Origin of the sequence: Mesorhizobium sp. M7A.F.Ca.CA.004.04.2.1 (assembly GCF_004022825.1) — a bacterium.
Classification (GTDB): domain Bacteria; phylum Pseudomonadota; class Alphaproteobacteria; order Rhizobiales; family Rhizobiaceae; genus Mesorhizobium.
This window is the reverse complement of the sequence record NZ_RZPH01001266.1, coordinates 1-1,475: the sequence shown is the minus strand read 5'-3', so window position 1 is coordinate 1,475 and position 1,475 is coordinate 1. Positions and strand designations below refer to the sequence as shown.

Annotated in this window: 2 protein-coding genes; both read right to left on the bottom strand. The window is 59.7% G+C overall.

Going from position 1 to position 1,475, the window contains the following annotated elements; all coding sequences use genetic code 11:
• Nucleotides 1-882: tetratricopeptide repeat protein (locus EN893_RS33700; RefSeq protein ID WP_245490954.1), on the bottom strand; the 882-nt coding region annotated here is incomplete at its 3' end.
• An 85-nt stretch (nucleotides 883-967) separates the two neighbouring features.
• On the bottom strand, nucleotides 968-1,475 hold a 508-nt coding region (locus EN893_RS33695), incomplete at its 5' end, for an acyloxyacyl hydrolase (RefSeq protein WP_164901368.1).

Genomic DNA, 1,475 nt, shown 5'->3' with positions numbered 1-1,475 from the left:
TGGCATGCCGACGATGAAGACCGGGCGTCTCGACGGATTTCCCAATTTCGACCGCGCCGCGAAGAAGTCGGCATCGAAAGTGTCGATGAAACTGTCGTAAAGCTGGGTGTGCCGGTCAATGTCGAAATCATTGCCGGAAATTGCCTTGGCCTGCGCGAAATGGCGGATGGCCAGGCGATACTCGCGCTGATCGTTGAGCATCTTGCCGGCGGCGTGGTGCAGCACCACCCGCTCGCGATCGGTTGTCATGGGCAATTCCAGGCGAGCCCGTATTAAAGGCAACGCTGGATCGTCCTTGACCGCCCGGCGCGCTAGCGCCATTCCGGCCAGCGCCTCGACATGGCTCGGGTCGATGGCAAGCGCGCGGCCAAAACATTCGACCGCCTCGGCCTGCCGGCCGATGTCGGTGAGCAGATCGCCCATACCGGCAAGGGCCGTCAGCGACTGGCTGTCGACCGCCAGCGCCCGGCGATAGAAACCTTCGGCGACGTCGCCCTCGAGCTGGCTGCGGTAGGACCGGCCGAGATTGCACAAAGCTTCGATGAGCCGGCCGTCGAGCGCGATCGCCTTCTTTAGATGTTTGCGGGCGCGCTCGATGTCACCGGTGACATTATAGGCGTTGCCGAGATTGTTGCGGAAGATAGCGTTGCCCGGTTCGAGCTTGACCGCCCTTTCCATATAGGCAATGGCGGCGTCATGATGCTCGGCCTCGATGGCCAGAGTGCCCATGAGGTTCAGCGCCATGGCATTTTTCGGCTGCGTGCGAAGCACCGTCTGGTAGCAGAACTCGGCCTCGCGAAAACGCTTGCGCCGTTGCAGGTCGATGCCGCGCTGCAATGTCTTTTCCGCCGGTTCACCGGCGGTCGGAAGGGAGGCTGGCATTATTGCCGGCAGACCCAGAGGTTGCCGGCGGGGCAAAAGCGGCATCCGTCAAATCCAGGTCGCGGCTTGTGACAGGCCGGTCAAATCAGAACTTGTAGATAACGCCAAACTGCAGATTGTGGGAGTACAATTTGGCATCCTTGTAGGTATTGCTGCCGTCATTGTCGTCCAGATCGACGTTGGAGACGGCCTTGAAGCGATAGCCGAAATCGAGGTCGACATTCTGCGTCACCGCATAGGTGACACCGGTTCCCAACTGGCCGGCGAAACCCCAGCCGCCAGGCCCATATCCAAAGTCGTCACCGTCAAAATGGGTATCGGCGGTAACATAAGCTGCGCCGATACCGCCGCCGACATAGAGCTTGGCATCGCCAAAATGCGCAACGTCGGCCCAGACATTGGCGAGCAGATAGGTCGCTGACAAATTGCCGGCCGCATCGCCTGAGTTGAAGACAACACCGTCGTAACTGCCGCTAAAAGAACTTGCTTTGTAGCGCGCGTAGGACAATTCGCCTTCGACACGAAACACATCGTTGATGCGCCGACCGACAGCACCGCCGATCACGAAGCCAGTATTAAGATCGACTGAATAC